Consider the following 19,747-nt stretch of genomic DNA (forward strand, 5'->3'; position numbering starts at 1 on the left):
GAGCCGAAAGGACGACGTGCTGGAACGCATCGCACGGCTGGCCATCAGCGCGCCGCGTGGCGTCCTCACCGTTGCGGCGGCACTGGCCGTCGCCGCGGCCGTCTTCGGCATCCCCGTCGCGAAGACGCTGTGCGCCTGCGGGTTCGAGGATCCGACCTCCGAATCATCAGCGGCGGCGCGCCTGCTCTCCGAGAAGTTCGGTCAGGGCGACGTCCAGATGCTGATCGTGGTCGAGTCACCCGACGGCTACCGCAGCGCGGCCGCCCGCGACGTCGGCACGGCGATCGTCGACCAGCTGCGGCGCTCCCCGCACGTCTCCTCGGTCACCTCCCCCTGGACGGTCCCGCCCTCCGCGGCAACCGAGCTCATCAGCACCGACAGCAGCGCCGGCCTGATCATCGCCGGTATCACCGGCGGGGAGACCGGATCTCAGCAACACGCCAAGGCGCTGTCCGACGAGATCACCGGCGACCGGGGCGAGGTCACCGTGCGCTCCGGCGGCGTCGCCATGGTCAACGCACAGATCACCACACAGTCCCAGCATGACCTCCTCCTCATGGAGTCGATCGCGATCCCGCTGAGCTTCCTCGTGCTGGTCTGGGTGTTCGGCGGTCTGCTCGCCGCCGCGGTGCCCGTCGCCGTCGGCGGGCTGGCCATCGTGGGCGCCCTCGCCGTCCTGCGCACCGTCACGGTGTTCACCGACGTGTCGATCTTCGCGCTCAACCTGAGCGCGGCGATGGGCCTGGCCCTGGCGATCGACTACACCCTGCTCATCATCAGCCGATACCGCGACGAGCTGGCCGAGGGCGCCGACCGCGACAGCGCGCTCACCCGGACCATGGTGTCTGCGGGCCGCACGGTGGTGTTCTCCGCGACGACGGTCGGCTTGTCGATGAGCGTCATGGCGCTGTTCCCGATGCACTTCCTGAAGTCCTTCGCCTATGCCGGTGTCGCCACCGTGACGTTCGCCGCGCTGGCCGCGGTCGTGCTGACACCCGCGGCCATCGTTGTGCTGGGCCACCGGTTGGACGCGCTCGACGTCCGGCGCCTCGCGCGACGCGTGCTGCGCCGTCCCGAGCCGGTGCGTCGTTCCGTCGAACAGTGGTTCTGGTACCGGTCGACGACGTTCGTGATGCGCCGGGCGATGCCGATCGGGGTGGGCGTCGTCGTCCTGCTCCTCACCCTGGGCGCCCCGTTCCTCGGTGTGAAGTGGGGGTTTCCCGACGACCGTGTGCTGCCGCCGTCCGCATCCGCGCGCCAGGTGGGCGACCAGCTGCGCACCGACTTCGCCGGCAACTCGGCCACCGGCGTGTCCGTCGTCATCCCCGACGCAAAGGGGCTGCCACGCAGCGAGATCCAGCGTTACGCGGACGAACTGGCGCGCGCACCCGACGTCGTCAACGTGTCGGTCACCGGCGAGGAGCAGGGCAGCGTTCTGCTGACTGTCGACAGCTCGGCCCCGCTGTTCTCCGATAGATCGGATATTCAGCTCGACCGGCTGCACGCGGTCCCCCGCCCCGGCGACCGACCCGTCTACATCGGCGGCACCGCGCAGGCCAACCGCGACAGCGTGCACGCCATCACCTCGCGGCTGCCGGTCGTGCTCGGCCTGATCGCCGCCATCATGTTCGTGCTGCTGCTGTTGCTGACCGGCAGTGTGGTGCTGCCACTGAAAGCGTTGCTGCTCAACGCCCTCTCGCTGACCGCCGCGTTCGGGGCGATGGTGTGGATCTTCCAGGACGGCCACCTCGGTGCGCTGGGGACGACGCCGACGGGGACGCTCGTCGCCAATGTGCCGGTGCTGCTGTTCTGCATCGCGTTCGGCCTGTCGATGGATTACGAAGTGTTCCTGGTCTCGCGGATCCGCGAGTTCTGGCTGGCGTCGGGCGCCGACGGTGACGCCCGTCCGCCTCGCGTGCGCAACGACGAGAGCGTGGCACTCGGCATCGCCCATACCGGCCGCGTCGTCACCGCCGCCGCGCTGGTCATGACGATCTCCTTCGCGGCGCTGGTGGCGGCGAATGTGTCGTTCATGCGGATGTTCGGCCTCGGCCTCACACTGGCCGTGCTCGTCGACGCCACGCTGGTCCGGATGGTGTTACTGCCGGCGTTCATGCACCTGATGGGCCAATGGAATTGGTGGGGACCGGCACGGTTGAACCGATCGACGCGCCCCCTCGTTTCCAAAGTGTGTCTGCCACAAGCGTGATCGCCGGCGTCCGCGGGGAACTACCACCCCGGCGCTACACCCAGAGCGAAGTCACCGAAGCGCTGCTGGACAGTCCCGGCTGGCGGCCCTTCGAAGACCTGGTCCGCAGTTTGCACGTCAGCGCGAAGGTCAACAATCGCCATCTCGTGCTGCCGATCGAGGCCTATGCGACGATGACCGACTTCGGTGAGGCCAACGACCACTTCATCGAGCACGCCGTCGATCTGGGCTGCGCAGCGGTCGACGGTGCGTTGACCGAAGCGGGACTGAAACCCGCAGACGTCGACCTGATCATGACCACGACGGTGACCGGCCTCGCGGTGCCGCCACTGGACGCGCGCATCGCCGCGCGCCTGGGCCTGCGCCCCGATGTGCGGCGCGTACCGATCTTCGGCCTGGGCTGCGTCGCCGGCGCCGCCGGACTGGGCCGGATCAACGACTACCTGCGCGGTGCCCCCGACGGCGTCGCGGTGCTGCTGGCGGTGGAGTTGTGCTCGCTGGGCCGCCGGACCGAACCCACCATCGCCACCCTCGTCGGCAGTGCGCTCTTCGGCGACGGAGCGGCCGCGGTCGTGGCGGTCGGTGAACGCCGCGCCGAACGGATCGCCGCTGCCGGCCCGGACATCGTGGACTCGCGTGCGCATCTCTATCCCGACTCGCTGAGCACGATGGGCTGGGACATCAGTGCCGCCGGCTTCCAGTTGGTGCTCTCCGCGGATCTGCCTGCGGTGATCGAGCAGTACCTGAGCGATGACGTCACCGAGTTCCTGGCGATGCACGGATGCACGATCGCCGACATCGCCGCCTGGGTGAGCCATCCCGGCGGCCCGAAGATCCTCGAGGCCGTCACCGCCGCCCTCGATCTGCCCGACGACGCCCTCGAGCTGACCTGGCGTTCCCTCGGAGACGTCGGGAACCTGTCGTCCGCGTCGGTGCTGCACGTCCTGCGCGACACGATCGCCAAACGCCCGCCGTCGGGAAGCCCCGGACTCCTGATGGCGATGGGGCCGGGATTCTGTTCCGAACTCGTGCTGCTGCGCTGGCACTGATGTACCGGCGCCTCATCATCGCGGTGGCGTTGGAGCGCCTCGCTGAACTGGTTGTGTCCCACCGCAATCTGTCATGGAGTCGGGCACACAGCGGCACGGAGTACGGGGCTCGGCACTACCCGTTGATGATCGCGCTCCACACCGGTTTGCTTGCGGGATGCCTCATCGAGGTCTATGCACGGCGACGGCCCTACGTCCCGGCGCTGGGCAGGCCGATGCTGGCGGCGGTGCTGGCGGCCCAGGGTCTGCGCTGGTGGTGCATCGGCACTCTGGGACGCCAGTGGAACACCCGCGTCATCGTCGTTCCCGGGGCGTCGCGCGTGAGCGCCGGCCCGTACCGATACCTGGCACACCCCAACTACGTCGCCGTGGCCGTCGAGGGCGCCGCCCTACCGCTGGTCCACAGCGCGTGGATGACGTCGCTGTCGTTCACTGTGCTCAACGCCCTCCTGCTGCGGACGCGGATCCGCGTCGAGGACGCCGCCCTGGCCAGGCTGGCGTGATCGACCTGCTGGTCGCCGGCGGCGGCCCGGCCGGGCTCGCGACCGCACTGCACGGGGCGGCGGCCGGCCTCGACGTCGTGGTGGTCGAACGGCGCCGCGGACCGATCGAGAAGGCCTGCGGCGAAGGGTTGATGCCCCATGCGGTGGAGCATCTGAGCCGCCTCGGGGTGGATCCGCCGGGGGTGCCGTTGCGGGGCATCCGCTACCTCGACGGTGACCGGTGTGCCGATGCGCCCTTCCGGGCAGGGCCCGGCCGCGGTGTGCGCCGGACAGCCCTGCACACCGCCATGCTGGAGGCGGCGGCCGAAGCCGGAATAGCATTCCTGCACACGGATATCTGCACAGTGCACCAGGACTCGGCGTCGGTCCGGATGGGCGATCTGCGCGCGCGCCACCTGGCCGCCGCGGACGGGCTGCACTCACCGATTCGCCGATCTCTGGCTCTCGAGCAGCCGGTCGGCGGTCCGCGCCGGTGGGGAATCCGCCGGCACGTGAGGATCTCGCCCTGGACCGACCACGTCGAAGTGCACTGGGCAGACGACGCGGAGGCGTACGTGACACCGGTCGCCGACGACTGTGTGGGTATCGCGGTGCTGACGTCACGTCGCGGCGGATTCGACCAGCATCTCGACGAATTCCCGGGCCTGCGCAGGCGGGTAGCCGGATACCCGCACGGACCCGACATGGCAGCGGGGCCACTGCGCCAGAAGGTCAGCCGGCCTAGCTGTGGCCGCGTGCTCCTCGTCGGTGACGCCGCCGGCTACATCGACGCGCTGACCGGAGAGGGGCTGGGCATCGCGTTCGCCACGGCCGAACTCCTGGTCGGTTGCATCGCCGCAGGCCGCGCCGACGACTACGACCGGCGATGGCGGCAGGTGACCCGGCGCTACCGGCTGCTGACCGCGGGAATCCTGCAGGCGAGCACTTCGGCACCGTTGCGCCGCGCCGTCGTTCCGGCGGCCGACGCGTTTCCGGGCGTGTTCACCGGCTTGGTGAACCGGCTCGCGCAGGGACCGCGATAGCCGCTACTACGCGCCGAGCCTCAGTGCCAGAATCCCCGCGACTTCCGCTTTCGCTCATCGCCTTCCACGTTCACCCAGTCACCCGAGGCGTAGGAATGCCACTCTTTGGCGCCCTGCCGGACCACGTCCAGGCTGCCGTCGGTGCGCTTGACGTACGCGTCGCCGAATCGCATGTACTCGTCTGCGCCGCCGCCGGGCAGCATCACCGTGACGGTCATGTCAGCGCATCTTCTCGGGAATCGAGTTCAGCGCGTGCAGGACATGCACGGCAAGCGCGCGTGCCGCTTCGCTGTCGAGGTCTGAATGCGTGGTGATCGTGTTCTTGACCAGATCGACACGCAGGTCGTAAGGAGTGCGGAACGTTGTGGACGATGCCATCGAATGTCCTTCATAGCCGGGCTGTATCGCTCGAAGTCGAGCTGCCCGGTAGTCCCTACAGTACGCCCTGTGCGGCTGTCGGCTGCCAGTAGGGCCGGTCAGACGAACGCCGGGCGCGTGGCGAGCATCTTCTGCGCCAACCGCAGATAGCTTCCCGTCACCACCGGCCACGCCATGGTCGGCGCCAGACGCCTACCTTCGCCCGCCAGCGCGCCGGCCAGACGCGGTTCGGTCAGCACCCGGCGCAGCGCGCTCGCCATCGCGGCCGGATCGTCATGGTCGACGACGATCCCCGCTCCGGTGCAAAGCAATTCGACCGCGTGCGGGAAAGCCGTGGCCACCACGGGCCGCCCGCTGGCCACTGCCTGGGCCAGAACACCGGACGCTGCTTGGTCGGTCGAGTCGTACGGCAGTACGACCGCGGCCGCAGAGCGCGCCATGTCCGTCAGCGCCGTCTGACTCCGGTAGCAGTCGTCGAATCGCACCGAGTCCGCCACTCCGAGCCGCTGAGCCCGGTTGATGCAGAACCGCCGGTATGCCTCGCCCTCTGCCGCGGAGACTCGCGGATCCGTCTGCCCCACAACGAGATACTGTGGCCGTCCCGGAACATCGCTCAACGAGGGCATCGCATCGATCACCCGCTCGATACCCTTCCCGGGACCGATCAGCCCCCACGTGAGCAGAGTGGGCCGCCCTGCGCGTTTCGGCGCGGCCCCGCGCGGCAGGGTGACACCGTGCGGGATCGTGCTGATCTTCATGGGATCCACGCTGTAGCCCAGGCGCAGTCGCGAATTCGCGGCATCAGAGATCACCACCACGCGGTCGGCCTTTGCAATGATCGACTCGAGCACCGAACGCTGTGCTGTCGTGGGGTTCTTCGGGATCGTGTGCGCCAGGACGATCGACGGCACCTGCAGCGCGTCGAGGATGTCGAGCACATGCTCGCCGGCCGCGCCGCCGTAGATGCCGTCCTGGTACTGGACAAATGCCACGTCGTAGCGGTTGAGCAGCGCCGCGCACGTCTGCACCGACCCGTCGGCGACCTGACCGACCACCCGCAGATCCGTCGGCGCGGCGTCATCGTCAGCCACCCGAACCACGCCGACATCGGCACCCAAAGCATTCAACCCGTCACACAGAGCGGCACTGAACGCCGCCGCCCCGCAGGGTGTCGGCGCGAAGGTACTGAGCACACCGAAGCTCGGCGGACGCGTAACATGTTGCGGCATAACGACAGACGAAGCAGTCAATGGTGAGTCCCGACTCGCGGTTGTGCACCGGCGCAGCCGACGTGAGCGGATGCTCGATGGGATCAGCGCGGATGGCCGACCCGGCCGGACTGGCTGGGCTCCAACTCCTTCGACGCTACACCCTGCAACACGTCCTGGTCGACAGCTACGGGCCCATGAACTGCCGATACGGGGTAGGGTCGGAGGATCGGGACCATTCAGGCCCCCAATTCAAAGGGCCGACGATGTCTGACAAGTCACCCCGACAGACCATGAGCAAGAAATCCGGCAAGAGTCTCAAGGAGAAACGCGTCGACAAGCACGCCAAGGCGTCCGCGAAGCTCTCGTCCGCCGACGCACTCCTTAATGCCAAGAAGCACTGACCCACAACACCTTTCACTCGGCGTCCTGGCCCACTCGCGGAAGCCGGACGAACGCCGCCTGCCGATCCACCCGGCACATCTGAGCAGAATCGATCCTCAACTCCGCGGCCGGATCGCTCTCGAAACCGGCTACGGATCGGACTTCGGTGCCACCGACGACTCGCTTGCCGAGTTGGTCGGCGGGATCCGCACGCGTGAGCAGCTGAACGACGAGTGCGGGGTGCTCCTGTTGCCCAAGGTGCAGGCGGAGGACCTGGCCGAGATACCCGTCGGGCGAATCGTCTGGGGCTGGCCCCACTGCGTGCAGGACACAGCGCTGACCCAGGTCGTTGGGCCAGCACGACGGCGGCACGTGGGCCGACACGCCCGAGAACGGGAGCATCCCGGTCGCCGATTTCCTCGCGGCCCACGACATCGTCGTCAACTGCGTGCTGCAGAACCCTTCGGCACCGCTGATCTTCCTGACGGAGGACGACCTGTCCGCGTTCACACCGGGCAGCCTGCTCATCGACGTCTCTTGTGACGTCGGCATGGGCTTCAGCTGGTCGCAGCCCACGACGTTCCGCGAACCCGCCGTCGAGAAGGGAAACGGACTGCTCTACTACGCCGTCGACCACAGCCCGTCGTATCTGTGGAACTCCGCGACCTGGGAGATCAGCGAGGCACTGCTGCCGCATCTGGACACCGTCCTCGCCGGACCGGACGCCTGGGCCGACAGCGACACCATCTCGCGGGCCATCGAGATCCGCGGCGGCGCCGTCCTGAACTCCGCGATTCTCGACTTCCAGCAGCGCGCCGCGGATTACCCGCATCCTTTGCTGAAGCATCACGTGCGGTGAGAACCGCAGCTAACTTATGCCCGTGGCAAACCGCGACCGTTAGCTCCGGCGATGTGCCCGACCAGCCAGTTCGCTCCCCGGTTGGCAATCCCCAGACACGCCAGACATAGTGACGACGTAACGCGTCTGCCGATTGACGGCAGGCGTAGTCTCGGCACCGTGTCGAGCAGAAGGCACCCTGTGTTCAGCATCGAATAGCAACTTCACCAGGACGGACCGTGGCAGATACATCGAGCGCAGCACCCAAGGCCGAGTCCGCGTGGCTCTCGAAGTCCGCTTCGCAGACCCGTGGGTCGGACAAGGGCGAAGTCCAGTTCCACTACGACATCAGCAATGAATTCTTCAAGCTGTGGCAGGACCCGAACCAGGTCTACAGCTGTGCCTACTTCGAGAAGGACGACTACACCCTCGAACAGGCCCAGATGGCCAAGATCGACCTGTCCCTGAGCAAGCTGAAGCTCGAGCCCGGGATGACCCTGCTCGACATCGGCTGCGGCTGGGGCGCCACGATCATGCGCGCCGTCGAGAAGTACGACGTCAACGTCATCGGCCTGACACTCTCGGAGAACCAGAAGCGCCACATCGAAGAGCACTGGTTCGCCAACGCGAAGAGCGATCGGAAGATGGAAGTCCGCCTGCAGCCCTGGGAGGACTTCGACGGCCGGGTGGACCGCATCGTGTCGATCGGCGCGTTCGAACACTTCGGCTTCAACAAGTACGACGACTACTTCAAGAAGACGTTCGACTGGATGCCCGAAGACGGCGTGCAGATGCTGCACACGATCATCATCCCGGAGGATGAGGAGATCAAGGCCAAGAAGCTCCCGCTGACCATGTCACGGGTGCGCTTCATCAAGTTCATCATGGACGAGATCTACCCCGGCGGCCGTCTGCCGCTGGCCTCGATGGTCAAGGAGCACGCGGTCAAGGCCGGCTACACGGTCACCCGCGAGCAGCACCTGCAGCCGCACTACGTGAAGACCCTCGACACCTGGGCCCGCAATCTCGAGGCCCACAAGGACGAGGCCATCGAGATCACCAACGAGGAGATCTACGAGCGATTCCTCAAATATCTGGACGGTTGTGCCGATCTGTTCCGGCAGGGCTACACCGACGTGGCGCAGTTCACCCTGGAAAAGGCTCCCGTTTAGCCAATCTAGGCAATCTGCGTTATACAGTTCAGGATCTTTTTGAGAAACGGAGGATGGCGCGGATGACGGACAGCGGGTCGGGGGGCTCGGGATCGATGAAGGTGGCGTACGAGGACGTTCAGGCCCACTACGACATCTCCAACGAGTTCTTCGGGCTGTGGCAGGACCCGACGCGGACGTACAGCTCCGCCTACTTCGAGCGTGAAGACATGACGCTCGAAGAGGCGCAGCTGGCCAAGATCGACCTGGCACTCGGCAAGCTCGACCTGCGGCCCGGGATGACGTTGCTCGACGTTGGCTGCGGCTGGGGCGCGATGATGAAGCGCGCGATCGAGAAGTACGACGTCAACGTCATCGGCCTCACCCTCAGCAAGAATCAGCAGGCGCTCGGCCAGCAGATCCTCGACGGGATCGACACGCAGCGGTCCCGCGAGGTCATGCTGCGCGGCTGGGAGGAGTTCGAACAGCCGGTCGACCGCATCGTCAGCATCGAGGCCTTCGAGGCTTTCCCGAAGGAGCGCTACAAGGCGTTCTTCGATCTGTGCCACCGCATCATGCCGGACGACGGGCGCATGGTGCTGCAGACGATCATGGGGCACCCGCTCAAGCGCTGGCCGGAGCTGGGGGTGCCGATCACCATGTCCGATCTGCGGTTCATGCGCTTCATCGCCAAGGAGATCTTCCCCGGCGGTTCGGTGCCGTGCGACGAGGACGTCATCGAATTCTCAACGGCAGCAGGATTTTCCGTCGCGGAGCGCGACGATCTGACCGCCAGCTACGTCCGGACACTCACCACATGGGCGCAGAGCCTCGAGGCGCAGCGTGAGCAGGCGATCGCGGTGACGAGCGAAGAGGTCTACGACCGCTACATGAGGTACCTGCTGGGCTGCGCGGACTTCTTCAACCGCAACGTCAGCTACGTCGAGCAGTTCACGCTGGTCAAGTAGAAGTTTGCGAAAGCACACGTTGACACATCCCCTTCTCAAATGAGCCCGCATCCGCTTCATCGGTGAGCGACACTGACACCCGGAACATCGCCATCCGGGGGGATCATGTCCGCGAACACGCAGCAGGAACAATCGACCGGGACCACACCGAGGCGCACCCTGCGGCTCGCTCTCGCGATGCGCGGCGGAGTCAGCCTGGCGGTCTGGATCGGCGGCGCCGTCGCCGAGATCGACGTGTTCCGCCGCGCCTGCAGCGGCGGGCCCACACCCGCTCCCGGAAGCCGCGGTGCGCGGTACCGGGAAATGCTCCACCGCACGGGCAAGTACGGCTCGGTCGAGATCGACATCCTCGCCGGTGCAAGCGCCGGCGGACTGAACGCCGTGCTGTACGGGCTGGCGCAGACGTGCGGATCCCGACTCGACGACATCGCCCACTCCACCTGGATCCAAGACGGGGGAATGTGGGAGCTGTTGCGCGAGCCGGGGTTGGGCCGCGTGCCGTCGGTGCTGCGCGGTGACGAACACTTCTACGTCGTCATGCGCGAGGCGCTCAAGCGGATCGCGGACAAGAGCGAAGGCGCGTACGCGGTGCAGCGGTTGACCGTCGAGCTGGCCGCCACCCTGCTGACCGACGAGTCCGACTCCGACCGCGCCAACCGCGCCCGCTTCTCGTTCCTCACCAGCCAGGGCACCATGGGGTCGCGGCAGAGCACCATCCCCAACGGCGCGGAGGCCGGCACCCCCGACGGCGAGAGCGCCCTGGACCGGCTGGCGCTGGCGGCCCGCGCCACATCGTCGTTCCCCGGTGCGTTCGAACCCGCGAGCATCTACTCGGTCACCCCCGCAGCGCCCGACGCCCAGAGCGAAAGTCCCTCCATCCCACCGTATTTCGAACCGCGCAAGAGGGGTGACCTCGCCCGCGGTACCCGCAGGGAGTCGCGGCCCGGCGGCCGGGACGCCGGGTTGGGGGTCAACATGTCCGCGGCGTTCCCGTACGCCGAATGGTATTCGTTGACGGCCGAGCGGGACTCAGAGGAGGCGGTCGTGGAGAGTCCGTACAACGTCGTCGACGGCGGGCTCTTCGACAACATCCCGATCGACCGGGCGATCCGGGCGATCAAGCTGGCCCCTGCCAGCGGTCCGTCAGAGCGGTTCCTGCTGTATCTCGATCCCGAGCCGCCCGCGCGTGAGTCGACAGAAATCGACGCAACGCGCAAAGATTCGGCACTCAACTGGTTGCCGGTGATCAAGCGGTCACTGAGCCTCAAACAACGCGCCGAAACCGCCCAGGACGAGCTCGGACTCCTTCTCGAGCACAACGATGCGGTATTGGCCAACCGCGGCCGCTTGGAGGCGTTGGCCAGTCGGCTTCGGGCGAATTCTCCGGGTGCGCCGCCGTTCATCGATCCGCAGGCCTACGTGCAGTACCGCATCGCCGCCGATTCGGCCCGGATCGCCTCACTGCTGACCAACCCGTGGGAGGAGCTGTGCCAGCCACCGCGTCTCGGCGGTGACTACATCCCGCTCAATCGTCAGCTCGCGTTGACGGTGAAGGATCAACTGGCCGCTTCCTACAACGGCACGACCGGGATCGAAGCGCGACTGGCGTCCGACGTGGTGGCGATGGCCGCGCAGGTGCGGGTGCTGATCGCCTGGGCGCGCAGCCTCGAGAGCCTGCTGCAGGAACTCGCTGATTATCCCGATCCGCAGGGCGAGCGCGCGCTCGCCGGAGCGACCATCTCGGCCTGGAAGCTGACGCTGTATCGGTGGCTGAGTGTCCTGGTCGCGGCCAAGCACCGCGCCGTCGACGAGGTGCTCGTCGACCCCCTGCGGAGCGACCGTGAACGGTTCGAAACCTACCCACTGGCCGACCGCATGGACGAGTGCTTCAACGCGCAGGACGACCTGCTCCTCACCGACGAGCTGGCCGAAATGCTCTGCGCTCCGTCGTCGCCGGCCGATGACATCCAGTTTCACCGGTACCTCGCCGACGGCGATGAGTTCACAACAGGCACCCCTCTGGCCGAGAACCTCACCAGCGCTGTGGCCACTGCTCGCGCATGCCTGCTGAATGACTCCTCGCCCGTCGTGGCCGGGTTGCCCACGCTGCAGCCACCCGTGCCTGACAAGGTTCGGATCTTCACCGAATCCGTCTACGCCCTCTTCTACGACGCCCCGCTCGACGACGCCTCCGTCGCGGACATCACCATGTTGTTCTGCCAGACCGGCATTCCCGACACCGCGTCCATCGTGAAGTTCGACCGGATCACCAGCACTGAACCGGCGTCAACAGAAGTGGTGGACACGGGCGTGCTCGTACGCGCAGCGCGCGCAACACTTCTGCGGTCCTGGCTCCGGCGTCCTCCAACCGACGTTGTCCGGTTGCAGCAGGTGTTGGACATGGACCCGAGGGAGCTGGTGTCGTCGTCGGACGCCAAGCTGGCCGGCAATGCCCTGGCCCGCTTCGGTGGGTTCTTGCTCACCAACTGGCGACGCAACGACTGGCAGTGGGGGCGACTCGATGCCGCCGCGGCCCTGACCCGGATCATCGACGACAGCTATCCGACACCGCCTGAGGACGAGAACGCGCGGGAGGCACAGCGAGACAACGACATCGAGTTCCTTCAGGGGTCCATCTGCGCCGATGCCCGCACCGCCGGAGACACCACCGCCGACGGCCGGTTGGTCACCGAAACCGTCGGCGGCCAGACCCTTGATGCGCTCACCCCGCACTACCGCTTTGCGCTGGCCTCGCGGATCGTTCCGCTGCTCTCGCGCGCCGTGTTGCCCGCGGATTCGGCCGGCTGGCCGGCGAAGGCCGCACAGTGGGCAGCGCACCTCGCTCTGCTGCGGCCCCTTGCCGTACCGCTGCCGCTGGTCGCCGACCCGTTGCGGCTGGTGCTGGCGCTCGCCGCGATCCTGCTCTCCTCGGCGCTGCTCGGTGTCTCGGACAGCCCCCGGCCGCTCCACATCGTGTACATCCTCGTGCTCATCGGGCTCGGAGGGGCCATCGGAGTCGCCACCGCACGAATCCATTCTCGGTGGCGCACAATGCGAAAGACTTTTCCTCCTGAGGACGACAGCCGACAGGCCTGGCGGGACCTTCTCGCCGCTTCCGATCGCGGGCGGTACCGCGCCGCCTCCGGTCTCCTGGCCCTTATGGTGGTGGCCGTCGGCGTCTGGCATCTGGTCGATCTGGTGAGGCACTGGGACTCGGGGAGGTCCTCCGATCCCGGATACCTTGCGGTCCCCTTCGAGGCATTCGCGGCGTTGGTGACGCTGGCGGTCGCCGCGTACCGTTGGCTGTTCAAGAAGTCGGCCGAGATCGAGGTCGAGGGGATCCGCGCCGTCGGTGCGAAGCATGGGGTCAGACGATTCGTGGGAGTCCTGTCGGCGCTCGCCTTGATAGCGGTGGTCCTGTCGACGCCGGACGTGCCGAAAGCGTGGCGGCCGGAATGGTTGACACCCACTCAGGCGGCCGCCGTGATCGCCGGGGTGACGGTGGCCGTGCTGGTCGGGGTCTCGCTGTGGGGGTGGGCGGCCGGACGAGGTCTCGCGATCTGTGTCGTGGCGATCACGCTGGCCGCCGCTCTTCTGCAATACGTCTTCGACGTGTGGTGGAAGAGTAGCGGCAACCGTGTCCTCGACATCCTGCCCGTGCTCACGTGGATGGTGTTGCTGGGCAACGTGATCGCGGTGCTGCCCTGCCGGCGTGCGAACTACGGCGACCCTGCGGCCGTCAGCGTGAGCCGAGAGCGCCCCTCCGGAACGTCGACGACAGCTCCCGCCGGTGCGCCGTCGAGTTCCACCGCCGTCCCCGGCGGCAGTGACGCCAGCCGGACCCGCACCGGGTGATCGGTCGACACCGCGATCGTCGACCGCGGCAGCGTCGCCAGCCCGGCGCGCACCACGTCCACCGCCACCCCGGCGACCCCACTGAGATCCAACGTCAGCCACGGCATCGGGTCGACCTCACCGCCGAGCTGCCATGTCATTTCCGTGAAGAGCCCGGGTGTCGGGTCGAAGTCGGGGATGACGCCGCGCCGGCGCTTGATCGTGCGCGTCCGGTCGGGCCGCGCGTAGGACCGGGCGTCGACCTTGGCGCGCCTCCCCCTCTGCGCCGTCACGTCGTCCGCGGCGCGTAGCTCCGACACCCACCACACCCGGTGCGGGCCGATGCCGAGATCCTCGCGCACCAGCTGCGGATACCACGCGAATGTGATGTGCCCCGGATCTGCCTGGCGCAGACCGGTTCCCATGTGCGCGACCGGATCGTCGAAGTCGTCCTTGAGCAGGAACGCGATGTGGTCCTCGACCGGATACGCGGCGAACCGGTATCGGTAGCCGAGCCGGTCCAGCTCGAACACCTGCTGGACGATGCCCGGGAACGGGACGAATTGGTCGAGGCCGCCGTGGGCGATGACGAACGGCAGCCACCGGGCGTTCGCGAGCAGCGGCCAGGTGTCCCCCTCTCGCGCGCAGTGTGACGTGGGGTCGAAGTCGGCCGGCGCCTCGACCCCGCGCACCAGCCGCACCCCGCACGTCGGCGGGCCGGCCAGCACGACCGCCTGGGCGAACACCTCCGGATAGCTCAACCCCAGCTTGTACGTGCCGTACCCGCCCATCGAGTACCCGGCGATCACCGTGCGGTTCGGGTCGGCGCCGAGCTGTTCGACCACCCGGGCGAACACCTCCCACACGTCGAGTTCGCCCTCGTCGAAGTACCAGCACGCCGGGCCCCGTGCCAAGGGGGTGACGACGATCGAGTTCCGGCCGTCGCACACCTCGTGCAGCAGCTTCGGATCGAACGCGGCGTACTGGTTCTGCCCCAGCGCCAGCGAGTGCAGCATCAGGGTCAGCGGCAGTTTCCGTCCCGGCGCGTATGTCGCGGGCAGGCACACCGAGTAGGGCTGCACCCGGCCGAGGAACTGGGGCTTGGTGTCGAGGATGTTGCCGTCGCCGACGCCCTGCCCCAGCTCGATCGACGACACGTACCAGCGGGTGGACGTGCCGGTCACCACCGGTTCGTCGTCGGTCCGGCGGGCGGCGAGCTGATCCCACGGCACCGCCAGCGAGAACTGCGACACGTCGCCGTCGTCGAGCGCATCGGCCTGCGCCTGATCCGACCAGAAGTTCAGGTGCACCTTCTCCTGCTCGCGGGTGCGGAACGCGAGGTTGTACACGTTGGGCTGGCCCGGCCCGGCGCCGCGCACGAACGGCACCTCGGCGAACCCGTCACCGTCCTCGTCGGCCAACCCGGCCCCCAGGCGCACCGTCCACGTGCCTGACGGTGCGACGAGGGGCCGCGGGACCTTGGCGAGGAACGTGCGCGACTCCATGTCGGCCCGGTGCTCCACCGCGGTGCGCGTCCCGGTGGTCAGGTCGATCAGCCACGCCCCCTGTCCAGACATCAGCAGTGCCAGATCGATCCCCGCGGAGCGGACACCGGCGTTCGCCGGCCACTCGTTGGTGCCGCCCGCAGAGCGGTCGGTGTCGAATGTGAACAGGCCGATGGGGATCGCGCTGTCCAGCAAGGTGTTCCAGTCGATCCGCCACCACGTGTGCGTGGTGTCCAGTCCGATCGCCACGCGGAAAATGTCGGCCCCGTTGTCGGCGGCGGGCCCCTCCGGATACACGTAGGTGCCCCGCGCCGGCGCCCCGCCGGTGGGCACCCGGACCGGAACCCCCGACGCGCCGTGGTCGTCGTAGAGGAAGTCCGTCCAGAACAGCGCCCCCTCCGCGAACCGGCCCGTGCCGCAGGTCCGGGGGAAATGCTCCCCGAACGGCCAACTCGCGGGTGCGGGCAGTGCCGGCTCGCGTTGCAGCGCCGCCGGCGGCACACCCTCGGGCATCCCGTCGAGGACGACGAGGTCCGCCGCGGGCGCCGGCGACGGGGCGATCGCGTTCGCGACCGCACCGACGACGCGGCGCGCGACCCGGACCGGGAGCAGGGCGGTGGAGATCAACGACACCGGCCCGACGTTAGGGCGAAAGTCCGGTTATGGCGGGCGGTTCGGGGTCAGTAGGCGCCGAACACCAGCGCGACGTTGTGTCCGCCCAGGCCGAACGAGTTGCTGACCGCGTAGCGGTAGTCACCGCGCCTGGCCTCACCGGCGACCACGTCGAGGTCGACGTCGGGGTCCTGGTGGTGCAGGTTGAGCGTCGGGGGCACGACCCCGTCCCGCAGCGCCTGCACCGTGATCACCGCCTCCACCGCGCCGGCCGCGCCGAGGGAATGCCCGAGCGCCGCTTTCGGTGCGTACACAGCCGGGTGGTGTCCTCCCAGCGCATGCCGGATGGCCCGGGCCTCGGCCACATCGCCGAACGACGTGCCGGTGGCGTGGGCGTTGACGTGGTCGATGTCCGACGGCCCGAGGCCGGCCAGGTCGATCGCGTGTGCGATCGAGTCGCCGGCGGGCACACCGCTCGGATCGGGTTCGACGATGTCGTAGCCGTCAGAGGTCATCGCCGCCCCCATCAGGCGGCCCAGGATGGTCGCGCCGCGCGCCTTGGCGTGGTCCTCGGTTTCGATGAGCAGCAGCGCACCGCCCTCCCCGAACACCATGCCCTCACGGTCCTTGTCGAACGGGCGGCAGGCGCCGACCGGATCGTCGTTGTTCGTGGACAGCACGCCCATGCGGGAGAAGGAGCCCACCGGGACGGCTTCGATCCTGGTCTCCACGCCGCCGCAGATCGCGATGTCCGCCTCGCCGAGCACGAGTTGGCGCCACGCCTGGGCGATGGCGGCCGCGCCCGAGGCATCGGCCATCAGCGGGGAGATGATGCCGCCCTTGGCCTGCCGGTCCAGTCCCACCGCGGCCGCGGGCGCGTTCGGCATGTACATCTGCACCGCCAGCGGCGACACCGCGCGCAGCCCCTTCTGCCGCCAGTCGTCGTACTGTGCCGGGATCTCCTCGGTGGAGCCGAGCGCCAGCCCGATCGACACCATCAGCCGTCGCGCGTCGATGTCCGGTGTTCCCGCGGCCTCCCACAGCCGACGGCCCAGCACCGTCGACATCTTCTGCATGTACGACAGCCGGCGCAGTTCGACGCGATTGAGGTGTTCGTCGAAGTCCTCCCGTAGCTGACCGCCGATGCGCACCGGTGAGCCGAGCTCGTCGACGAACCAGGAATCCAGCCCGCGGATACCGCTGTTCCCGGCCAGCAACCGCTGCCAGGTGTCCTCGGCGTCAGGTGCCAGCGCCGTGGTCGACGCGACCGCGGTCACCACCACGTCCGTGAACCCACTGCCTGTTCTCAACTTGGCCATGCCTGCGAATTCCTTCACTACTCGCTTGACGACGTTGAGTTGCTGCGTACAGGATAACGCTGCGGCAACGGGTTTTTCGTCCGCGGCAAGCGCGTCAGCGCACCGCCCCGTTGATCGCGGGGTCCTCGATCATGCCCTTCTCGACACCCCACATCGTGGCGATCGTGCGGTACTCGCCGGTGGCCATCACGTATTCGAGCGCCTGGCGCAGCGACTCGGCCAGCGGCGACCCCTTGGCAACGGGCCATCCGTAGGGCGCGGAGTCGAACACCTCACCCGCGGGTTCCAGCGCACCGCCGGAGGTCTTGATGGCGAATCCGGTGACCGGCGAGTCGGCCGACATCGCGTCCACCTCACCCGCGATCAGCGCCGCGGTGACGTCGTCTTGTTCGGTGAACACGACCTTCTCGATGGGCTCCCGCCCGGCCGCGACGCACGCCTCACTCTTGGCGGGCAGTTCCTCGGTCTCCTGGATCACGCTGTAGGCCACACCGACTCGCAGTCCGCACGCGTCCGCCGGGTCGACCGCCGCCCCGGCGCGCTGCGCCCACAGCGTGCCGGCCTCCAGGTAGGTCACGAAGTCGACCGTCTTCTCGCGCTCGATCGTGTCGGTGATCGACGACATGCCCACCGTGAACGCCCCCGATTGCACCGACGGGAGCACGCTTTCGAATGCGGTCTCGCGGAACTCCGGCACCAGCCCCAGCGTCCGCGTCACGGCCTTCATCAGGTCCACGTCGAACCCGACGATCTCTCCGTAGGCGTCGCGGAACTCGTTCGGCGCGTAGGGCACGTTGACGCCGACGACCAGCCGGCCCGACTCGCGGACGTCCGCGGGCAGTGTGGCGGCGATCGACGGCACCGCACCCGGTGTCGGCACCGGCGTCGGCGTCGCGGTGTCCTCGGCCACCACCACCTGCCGCGGGGCGCGGGTCCGGTCAGGCCACCCGCTCCACTGCCACGTCACGACCCCGGAGATCACCACCAGCACCAGCCCGGCGCCGACCACCGCACCCGCGCGGCGGGTCAGTCTGCGCCGCACCGGGATCCGCGCGGACCGCGCCGAGTGCCTTCCCGAGCGGCTCGACCAGCGCATCGGGGAGGTCAACGCCCGCCGCGCCGCCGCCGCGAGCTCCGCCGCGGACTGGTACCGGTGCTCGGGTTTCTTGGCCATGCCCTTCTCGATCACGGCGTCGAACGCAGCCAACCGGGCGTCGGTCGCCGACGGTTTGGGCACGGGCTGGACGATGTGGCCGGCGATCTGCTGTTCGAGGCTGTCGGCCGGGTACGGGCGCGCGCCGGTCAGGCACTCGTAGAGCACGCAGGTGAGCGCGTAGATGTCGGATCGCGGATCGATCTTTCCCCCGTTGAACCGCTCCGGCGCCATGTAGGCCAGCGTGCCCAGGGTGCTGCCCGCCGTCGTCATCCCGGGCTCGCCGGCGCTGCGGGCCAGGCCGAAGTCGATCAGGTAGACGAAGTCGCGTTCGGTGATGAGCACGTTGGACGGTTTGACGTCGCGGTGGATCAGCCCGGCCGCGTGCGCGGCGTCGAGCGCAGTGGCCACCTGTTCGACGACCTTGACGGCGAAGGACGGCAGCAGCGCTTCGCCGTTCTCCTCCAGGATGGTGCCGAGATTGCGGCCTTCGATGAGCCGCATGTCGAGATAGAGCCGGCCGTCGATCTCGCCGTAACTGTGGATCGGCACGACGTGCGGGTCCTGCACGCCGGCGGCGGCCTGTGATTCGCGCCGGAATCTGCGCTGGAACGTGGTGTCCTGGGCGAGGTGCGGCGGCAGCACCTTGAGGGCGACGATCCGGTCGGTATGGGTGTCGTAGGCCCTGTAGACCTCGCCCATGCCGCCTCGGCCGATCAGCTCCTGGAGCTGGTAATGCCCGAATGGTGTCGCGTCCACCGTTGTACTCCTCGGCAGCGGCCAGTCGGTGTGTCGACTGAAATTACCCCACGTTTGCCGAGAATGTCGCCACTCGTATCGACGTACCCGTCAAAACTGCCGTCGAAGTTTACTTATGGCAAATTTGGTAAACCGTAGGGAAACCCCCGATTCCTCGGCGCATCCCTGCGTCGGACACTTGCGGCAACGAACAGCCGTGGGGGACGGCCGGTCGTCCGCATGGGACCGAGAAGGGGGCAACCAGTGATTCAGCAGGTCGCGGACCGACAAACCAGCATCGACCACCGCGCGGACGGGGAACACCGCCGCGCCGGCAGTAGGGGAACCTTCCAAGTGACAGCTACGGGGCGTACCCCGAGTGACATGCCGGGCCTCGACATCGGCGAGCTCAAGTCCTGGCAAAACTATCTGGATGCCGCGCTGCGGCTGCAAGCCAAACTCAACCACGACCTCAACGAGGCCTGTCGGCTGACGCTGGAAGACGTCCGACTGCTGCACGAACTCGCCAAATCGGCCACCGGTTCGGTCCGGATGGGTGCGCTCGCGCAGACTTTGGTGTCGACCCCCAGCCGGGTCAGCCGCCGAGTCGACCGGCTCGAGGCGCGCAATCTGGCGCACCGTGCGTCGAGCGATCGGGACGGCCGCTACGTGCTGGCCACCATCACCGACGAGGGCCGCTCGCTGCTCGACAAGGCGATGGCCGTCTACGGCCAGACCGTGCGCACCCACTATCTCGACCCACTCAGCCGGCCGCAGACCGCCGCGATGGCGGAGAACTGCCGACGGATCAACGCGGCACTGTCCCCCGAGCTCCGCGCGGCCAACTGATTCCGTTGCGCCCCCTGGCTAACTGAC

Annotated in this window: 13 protein-coding genes and 2 pseudogenes; 9 read left to right on the forward strand and 6 right to left on the reverse strand. The window is 68.0% G+C overall.

The window, feature by feature from the left end; genetic code table 11:
* The first annotated feature begins 16 nt into the window (after positions 1-16).
* From G6N30_RS16680 to G6N30_RS16695, 4 genes are read left to right on the forward strand one after another with little or no spacing between them, the layout of a single operon-like run.
* Positions 17-2,209, forward strand: a complete 2,193-nt coding sequence (locus G6N30_RS16680; RefSeq protein WP_134054631.1) for an MMPL family transporter — start codon at positions 17-19, stop codon at positions 2,207-2,209.
* A complete protein-coding gene (locus G6N30_RS16685; protein ID WP_134054633.1) occupies positions 2,131-3,258 on the forward strand; it encodes a type III polyketide synthase in 1,128 nt (375 codons plus the stop codon). The genes G6N30_RS16680 and G6N30_RS16685 overlap by 79 nt, the downstream gene beginning before the upstream one ends.
* Positions 3,258-3,761 carry an isoprenylcysteine carboxyl methyltransferase family protein gene (locus tag G6N30_RS16690; RefSeq protein WP_134054635.1) on the forward strand — a complete coding sequence of 168 codons (504 nt, stop codon included), beginning with the start codon at positions 3,258-3,260 and terminating at the stop codon, positions 3,759-3,761. The genes G6N30_RS16685 and G6N30_RS16690 overlap by 1 nt, the downstream gene beginning before the upstream one ends.
* Positions 3,758-4,783, forward strand: a complete 1,026-nt coding sequence (locus G6N30_RS16695; RefSeq protein WP_134054637.1) for an NAD(P)/FAD-dependent oxidoreductase — start codon at positions 3,758-3,760, stop codon at positions 4,781-4,783. The genes G6N30_RS16690 and G6N30_RS16695 overlap by 4 nt, the downstream gene beginning before the upstream one ends.
* Positions 4,784-4,803: 20 nt before the next feature.
* Here the strand turns inward: G6N30_RS16695 and G6N30_RS16700 are convergent, their stop codons facing one another.
* The 3 genes from G6N30_RS16700 to G6N30_RS16705 all read right to left on the reverse strand — a co-directional run bounded on the left by G6N30_RS16700 (position 4,804) and on the right by G6N30_RS16705 (position 6,411).
* Positions 4,804-5,001, reverse strand: coding sequence for a cupin domain-containing protein (locus G6N30_RS16700; protein ID WP_134054639.1), 198 nt, complete (start codon positions 4,999-5,001; stop codon positions 4,804-4,806).
* Position 5,002: 1 nt separating this feature from the next.
* Positions 5,003-5,161 carry a DUF6307 family protein gene (locus G6N30_RS26935; protein ID WP_166674593.1) on the reverse strand — a complete coding sequence of 53 codons (159 nt, stop codon included), beginning with the start codon at positions 5,159-5,161 and terminating at the stop codon, positions 5,003-5,005.
* A gap of 98 nt (positions 5,162-5,259) precedes the next feature.
* Positions 5,260-6,411: a glycosyltransferase gene (locus G6N30_RS16705; protein WP_134054641.1), complete on the reverse strand. Its 1,152-nt coding sequence runs from the start codon at positions 6,409-6,411 to the stop codon at positions 5,260-5,262.
* A 345-nt stretch (positions 6,412-6,756) separates the two neighbouring features.
* Here G6N30_RS16705 and G6N30_RS16710 point away from each other — a divergent pair.
* The 4 genes and pseudogenes from G6N30_RS16710 to G6N30_RS27290 form a co-directional block, all read left to right on the forward strand.
* Positions 6,757-7,612: pseudogene (locus G6N30_RS16710) on the forward strand (hypothetical protein).
* A 218-nt stretch (positions 7,613-7,830) separates the two neighbouring features.
* Positions 7,831-8,763: a cyclopropane mycolic acid synthase family methyltransferase gene (locus G6N30_RS16715; protein ID WP_134054643.1), complete on the forward strand. Its 933-nt coding sequence runs from the start codon at positions 7,831-7,833 to the stop codon at positions 8,761-8,763.
* 62 nt (positions 8,764-8,825) lie between these two features.
* Positions 8,826-9,710, forward strand: a complete 885-nt coding sequence (locus G6N30_RS16720; protein ID WP_134054645.1) for a cyclopropane mycolic acid synthase family methyltransferase — start codon at positions 8,826-8,828, stop codon at positions 9,708-9,710.
* A gap of 177 nt (positions 9,711-9,887) precedes the next feature.
* Positions 9,888-12,209: pseudogene (locus tag G6N30_RS27290) on the forward strand (patatin-like phospholipase family protein); the annotation flags it as partial.
* A gap of 1,220 nt (positions 12,210-13,429) precedes the next feature.
* On the opposite strand, the gene G6N30_RS27295 reads toward G6N30_RS27290, so the two are convergent.
* The 3 genes from G6N30_RS27295 to stpK7 form a co-directional block, all read right to left on the reverse strand.
* Positions 13,430-15,682, reverse strand: coding sequence for an alpha/beta hydrolase-fold protein (locus tag G6N30_RS27295; protein ID WP_134054649.1), 2,253 nt, complete (start codon positions 15,680-15,682; stop codon positions 13,430-13,432).
* Between the two features lie 47 nt (positions 15,683-15,729).
* Positions 15,730-16,980 carry a KasA/KasB family beta-ketoacyl-ACP synthase gene (locus tag G6N30_RS16735; RefSeq protein ID WP_134054651.1) on the reverse strand — a complete coding sequence of 417 codons (1,251 nt, stop codon included), beginning with the start codon at positions 16,978-16,980 and terminating at the stop codon, positions 15,730-15,732.
* Between the two features lie 94 nt (positions 16,981-17,074).
* A complete protein-coding gene (gene stpK7, locus G6N30_RS16740; protein ID WP_134054653.1) occupies positions 17,075-18,892 on the reverse strand; it encodes a serine/threonine protein kinase StpK7 in 1,818 nt (605 codons plus the stop codon).
* 243 nt (positions 18,893-19,135) lie between these two features.
* Here stpK7 and G6N30_RS16745 point away from each other — a divergent pair, with 243 nt between their 5' ends.
* Positions 19,136-19,720 carry a MarR family winged helix-turn-helix transcriptional regulator gene (locus tag G6N30_RS16745; protein ID WP_134054655.1) on the forward strand — a complete coding sequence of 195 codons (585 nt, stop codon included), beginning with the start codon at positions 19,136-19,138 and terminating at the stop codon, positions 19,718-19,720.
* Positions 19,721-19,747 lie beyond the last annotated feature (27 nt).

The organism is Mycolicibacterium litorale (assembly GCF_010731695.1).
Lineage (GTDB): Bacteria > Actinomycetota > Actinomycetes > Mycobacteriales > Mycobacteriaceae > Mycobacterium > Mycobacterium litorale.